The 5,835-nt window shown below is 63.7% G+C and carries 6 protein-coding genes; 3 read left to right on the top strand and 3 right to left on the bottom strand.

Going from position 1 to position 5,835, the window contains the following annotated elements:
- Positions 1-105 precede the first annotated feature (105 nt).
- The 3 genes from hisG to ON27_RS29925 are packed head-to-tail and all read right to left on the bottom strand — an operon-like array spanning position 106 to position 2,625.
- Positions 106-780, bottom strand: coding sequence for an ATP phosphoribosyltransferase (gene hisG / locus ON27_RS29915; RefSeq protein WP_043735179.1), 675 nt, complete (start codon positions 778-780; stop codon positions 106-108).
- Positions 777-1,883, bottom strand: a complete 1,107-nt coding sequence (locus tag ON27_RS29920) for a MazG nucleotide pyrophosphohydrolase domain-containing protein (protein ID WP_043735181.1) — start codon at positions 1,881-1,883, stop codon at positions 777-779. The genes hisG and ON27_RS29920 overlap by 4 nt, the downstream gene beginning before the upstream one ends.
- 25 nt (positions 1,884-1,908) lie before the next feature.
- Positions 1,909-2,625 carry a hypothetical protein gene (locus ON27_RS29925; RefSeq protein WP_043735185.1) on the bottom strand — a complete coding sequence of 239 codons (717 nt, stop codon included), beginning with the start codon at positions 2,623-2,625 and terminating at the stop codon, positions 1,909-1,911.
- A 689-nt stretch (positions 2,626-3,314) separates the two neighbouring features.
- On the opposite strand from ON27_RS29925, the gene ON27_RS29930 reads away from it, so the two are divergent.
- From ON27_RS29930 to ON27_RS29940, 3 genes are all read left to right on the top strand, one after another.
- Positions 3,315-4,442 carry a hypothetical protein gene (locus ON27_RS29930; RefSeq protein ID WP_157227414.1) on the top strand — a complete coding sequence of 376 codons (1,128 nt, stop codon included), beginning with the start codon at positions 3,315-3,317 and terminating at the stop codon, positions 4,440-4,442.
- A gap of 123 nt (positions 4,443-4,565) precedes the next feature.
- Complete coding sequence (locus ON27_RS29935; protein ID WP_218003067.1) at positions 4,566-5,531, top strand: ABC transporter ATP-binding protein; 966 nt, start codon at positions 4,566-4,568, stop codon at positions 5,529-5,531.
- Positions 5,528-5,835: hypothetical protein (locus ON27_RS29940; protein ID WP_043735189.1), on the top strand; the 308-nt coding region annotated here is incomplete at its 3' end. The genes ON27_RS29935 and ON27_RS29940, both read left to right, overlap by 4 nt.

Consider the following 5,835-nt stretch of genomic DNA (forward strand, 5'->3'; position numbering starts at 1 on the left):
CATCCAGCAAATGGCGGGTATCCGAACCGGCACCCCGGAAAGGAAAGGCGGCCGTAATGCCGGTCGCCACTGCGGTACTCGCGACTTCGATGCATGCCGCTACATTCATCCCTTCCTCCCGGCGAACGAATCGGCGTCGCTGTACGTGCATGAACTGTGGACCGCGCAGTCCTCGACCGCGGCGATGATCCGACGGGCGACCTCGGTGTCGGTGTCGGCGTCACGGCCGCGGACCAGACGGACATCGCAACGCAGAAGTTCCCGCACCACTGTCAGACCGTTGGCCCGGATCGTCGCACCGGTTTCCACGCAATCGATAGCCAGATCGGTGACCCTGCCCGGATATGCCTCGACCGCACCGGCCACCTGCCTGACTTCAACAGCGGCGAACGATGACAGGCCGCGAGCCGCGATGGCCGGATACGGGGTCGCGACCGTCCACGCCTGATTCCGAGACCGGGGCGGCGAGCTGAAGGGACAGGCCATATCGGCGGGCGCGAGCACACAGATGCGAGCGTGATACCAGCACAGCGGTGTCATCGGCACCAAGTCGCCGCCGCGCTCGATCAGCCATTCGTCGCCGACCACGGCGAAATCCGCATAACCGTCGGAGACCACTCGAGGGATGTCCGACGACTTCAACAACAAGATCTCGAGGGGCAGTCGTCGATGCCGGAACGCATAGCGGCGCTCGTGCGAAGGTTCCCCAGCGCCGAGCGACGACAGTAACCGGGCGCTGTCCGCCGCGAGTCGCCCTTTGGGCAGGGCCAGCCGGATCATGTTCTACTCCGGAACGGTTCCGACCGCGTACGTGGCCGCAGACCGCCATGCGTGGTGAGCTGGCGGAAGCCTTCGCGGCCGACCGCCTGGTCGGCCGCGGTCGCGAGGTCCACCTCGCAGATGTTCGCCAAACAGAGCAACCAGTTGAACAGTTGCCCGATTTCCTCCGTTATGCGGCTGGGCGACTCTCGCCGACGTATCGCCTGGGCGAGTTCTCCCATCTCCTCGAGGGCCCAGACGATTGCGCGGTCGGGCTCCGAGTATCCGTACACAGCGGAGGCGCGAAGCTGCATCGAACGGATCGCTTCGAGAGTGTCTTCGGAATATCCGGCAGGAGCACGCGGAAGGTCTGGCAGTTCCTGGCCCGCGCGAAGCAGTTCCCGGGGGACATGGAAAGCGGGCACGCCCGCGATCAGCTGGTGAATTCCGAGATGGTCCAGTCGCCGCAGCGTCGAGAAGATCAGTGCTCCGTTCTGCGCGGCGATCAAAGCGTCGAGTGTGAAGAGCCGGGAACCGATGTAGGCGGACGCCGCCTTCGGGTCGAGGTACTGAAGGCCCTCGCCCGCAGCGATGATCGCTATGGCAGTCACCTCGAACGTAGCGCCTGCCCTCTCGGGGCAGGCGCCGCCGGGAAGATGTGCGCTCGACTCCAGAGCGCGAGATGGCAGACTCGCCGCGTCTACCAGCACCGATGTACTATCGCCTGCGGACTCTGTGAATCCGGGTGCGGTTTCCGCACCGAAGACCAGGACCGCCTTCTCGGTATCGCCGGGCGTCGGCATCAGTCGACCGCGGAGTGCGACCCACTGCTGCAGCTGGGCCGCCAAGGCGAGGATCACCGGTCCGATATGAGCACGAACAGCTTCCCGGCTCGAACCGGATACGTACAGTGCGAAGCCCGCCTCCGTCTTCTCGACCCGCAGCAGCCTCGGCTCGTATGTCGGCCCCGATCGACTACTGATGGTTTCGACAACGACCTCGACCTTGGTGCCCAGGACACTCCAGCCCGATGTCCACCCGTCGAGTACACCGCCTGTCGGCGCCTCGGGCCGGTCGGCGAAATGGATTTCGCGCCGCCATAGGATACGAATGACTGGTTGCACGAATCCCCCTCCCTCGAATCTCGTCTCAGAAGAGCACGCCAACCGGTAGACCGGCCGCGGAGTGCCATGCCGCAGCCGCCGGCCGGGCGGACAGATCCTCCAGCAGCGCCATGTGCTGTAGGTACGGCTTCCGGAACTCGGTCAGATGCGTACGGATGTCTTCCCGGAGCCGCGCTGACAGAGCCGCATTGGCCGGGTGCCGCGTGACACGCGCGGCGAGCCGACGGCCCCAGCAGTTCAGCCGGAACTGACGCGCCGCATCGAAACGACCGCGGAACTTCAATGCGACCGGGAACCGGTAGATCAGCTCGGCGGCGAAGAGTTCGCGCAGCAAACGATCCAATGCCGACCGCTTTCCGACCGATGTGGCAACCCCACACAATTCCAAGAGTCGGAGTCCCGCCTCCTCCGACGCGAGGTAGACGTTTCCTTCGAACAGCCCGGAGGCGGTGAATTCCTCATCCCACAGCGCCAATGCCAGCACCACCTGTACCGCGGTGACGAGGGGGTCCTCATCCGCGGCCGCGACGATCTCCCCTACCGCGGCGTCGAGGAACTCGTCCGGCTCCTTGCCCTGCGGACAGTCGATCGAAACCTTCTGTGCCCAACCGTATTCCCCGAGAGACCACGGGGCCGTCTGGTCGGGCGCAATCCCGACGGATCCCGCGCCGAAATCGCGCGTTGGCGTGGCCTCGGAAAGGCCGCACCAGAGAATTCGTTGATCCGGTGAAATGTCCACCATGTCACATAACGACACCGAATTCGCTACCCGACTCAGCATCCGACTGGTCCCGGCTGCCGACGACCATCGCCCACGTACATGAAAATTCCCCCCGAACGTGTTTTGAACCCACCTCCGCGACACGGAGTTATCCGCGCGCATCGCGGAACGCCGCCGGCGCCCCACTTCCGCATGCTAAGCCCGCAGAAGCATCACCGTCAACATCGACAGCACATGTAGCATTGAAATAGATTGCTGCACAACAGTTTCAGAGCCTCAGCACACTGTTCCCCGGCGCAGGTACCACCTGATACGCCCCCGCAGCGCATCGACCCACCGATCGAACGGGCCCCGCACCTGCTGGCCGAGCACACGAGAGCAATCCACGAGCGCGCTCCGAAAGCCGCACTGGACGAGTTGGGCTACGACGCTTATGCTTCAGGCAGGCCGCCGGAATCCGCGCGGCTGACACACGGGGGACTCGGGGAGGGATCCATGCTGGATATCGATTCGGCCTCAGGGTAGGCATCGGCGGTTCGCGAGCACGTACCGCAAGTAAATCCAGCGTGCCGGTAGGCACTTCTGGAATCATTACGCAGAAGACCGTGACATAGCCGGTCAGAATGCGCTGACTGAACTGCCCGCGCGCAGCAGACAGTGCACGGGGAGGGATAATCCGTGATTGATCAGGAATTCAGCCGGTCACGATGATGGGCGAAAACTACCTAGCTTCGGCTATTCCACAAGCCGTTCCCGACGTTCACCTCGGGGCGGACCAAATCGCCGCGGCGCGAGATGTTCTGCAACGTGTGGTCGGGCTGGAGAATACGAGACTGGCCTTCGTCAGCGGCTCGCTGGCAGCAGGGCTCGGGCACGGGATGTCGGACATCGATGTTTATGTCTGCGCCGAACCGAGCATCGACGTTCGCGACACAAGCTATCGCGAAGGCCGGTGGGAGGTGCAGATCACCCCGATCTCGCTCCCCCGTCTCGAAGAGATGGCACGCGTCTGCGACCGATACGCCGTAACCACAGACGATCGTTGGCAGGCTGATCTCAGCGACCCTGAGCTGGTCCGGGCCGTCCGCTATGCCATAGGCACTGTCCTGGTCGATCACAACAGCGGGCTGCCCACCCCGGAGCGGGCGCAGCGGACGTTGCGGCAAGTGCTCATCACGAAACAGGCGTGGACGCTGTCGGGTTTGATCGAGGACGCTCTGGGCGCCCTGCAAATCGGCGATACCCTCACCGCTGCGCAGGCATCTTTCTTGGCCGTCGAGGAAGCAGTGCAATGCGCCTTGGTCGGGGCAGGGGACCTGTATATCGGCCGGAAGTTCATGCTGCGCAGACTCGCTCGCTGCAAGCCGCTTCGATCGGTGCTGCCGCAGATCCTCGACGCTTTGTACCTTCCGGTCCCCTGGGACGACACACCGGCGACCGAGCACGCGGTCACCCGACGATCCCTGCTCTGCGGCCAGCTGGTCAGTCACACGGTCATCGACTGCTGGGACAGTTCCGGTACGAAATTTCCCGTCGCGGAGGACAACTGGAGTCGCGGGGGGCCGACGCGGAGCCCGTGGGCGGTGCCCGTCCGCCTGGCGGACTCATGGGGCATCGTCGCACCCGACACCGGCTACAGCACGACCGAGGGGTTGATTCGCGTCTGGCGAGAACTCGATGGCCGCCCGGTCCAGCAGATCCAGGGCGGTCTCGAACAGGACCCGTTCTTGACCGGTACGCCACCAGACATACTCGACGCCGCGATCACGCAGCTTGTCGAGTGTGGCGTCGCCGCATATGGCGGCGAGCGCATTTCCGTGAAAAAGAAGGGAGGGTAGCAATGGGAGCCAAGGACATCAAGATCGTTGTCAACCGCGGTGTCGCCGCCCACGCATCGCTCTGACATAAACGACCCGGGAGCCGGCGGAAGCCGGCTCCCGGCCTCCCGAAGGACCCAAACGGTGGACACGAAGACCACGGACGCCGCTATCCAGATCGCCGGTCTCGGACGAATATTCCGCGTATCACAAACGAACGTCACTGCGCTGGAGGATGTCACATTCGACGTCGCACGCGGTGAAATCGTCGGGCTGCTCGGTGAGAACGGCGCGGGCAAGACTACGTTGACGAAGATTTTGTCCACGCTGCTGCTTCCGACATCTGGCACAGCACGCGTACTCGGCGCGGACGTGGTCCGCGATCCCGGTGCGGTCCGAGCAGTGCAATCCGTAGTGTTCGGCGGCGATCGCGGCCTCTACAGTCAGCTGTCTGCTCGGGAGAATCTGCGCTTCTTCGGAATGCTCGATGGACTCTCCCGTGGTCGGCTGATGGCTCGACTCGATTCGTCTCTCGAAGAGGCCGGCCTCGGTGCGGTGGCGGACCGAAAGGTCAGTACCTTCTCCAGGGGGATGCGGCAGCGGCTACATCTGGCGATCGGCCTGATATCCGAGCCGAAGGTCTTGCTACTGGATGAGCCGACCGTCGGTCTCGATCCGATCGAAGCCGCCCGTTTGCGGACGGCCATAGCGAAGCTGCGCAGGCAGGGCGTGGCGGTCTTGCTCACCAGTCATCATCTTCTCGATGTCGAAGAGCTGGCGGACCGCGTCATCGTGTTGGAGAAGGGCCGGGTGGCCCACGAGATGACGATCGACCAGTTCTCCGCGTCTTTGGGTTACGCGGCAACTGTCGTCGTACAAGGCATCGGTGCAGCCCCCAGCCGGGAGGATGTCACAGCCATCGAGGCGGTGAAGATCGAGATCGAGGCTCGTGCGCCTGGGTGGCAACTATCGATTCGCATCCGCGATTGGTCACCGGCACTGTTGCAGCAGCTCGGTCATGTCCTGGCTGACTTCAGGATCGTTGACATGAAGGTGGTTCAGGCCCGCTTGGAGGACACCTTCATTCGATTGCATCAGGGGGACGGATGACGCCGTGGGAGACATTCGCGCGCAACGCGCGGATCATGTCGCTTTCGGCCCGCATGCAGATCCTGATCATTCGCCAGAGCCCGATGGCACTGTTGACCACCATAGCGATGCCCACCGTCCTGTACCTCGTGACGGTGAGCGGCCAGAACCGGGAGATACCACTCAGCAAAAAGGAGGCTTTGGTCGCGGTCATGCTCAGCGCGCTGTGGGCCGCGACGCTGTGGACTTCGGGCGGAATAATGCGCTGGGAGATCATCGAGGGAACACTCGGACGTAATCTCACCAGCCGAGTCGATGCCCGGGT

Origin of the sequence: Nocardia asiatica NBRC 100129, from assembly GCF_000308415.1 — a bacterium.
Taxonomy (GTDB): domain Bacteria; phylum Actinomycetota; class Actinomycetes; order Mycobacteriales; family Mycobacteriaceae; genus Nocardia; species Nocardia asiatica.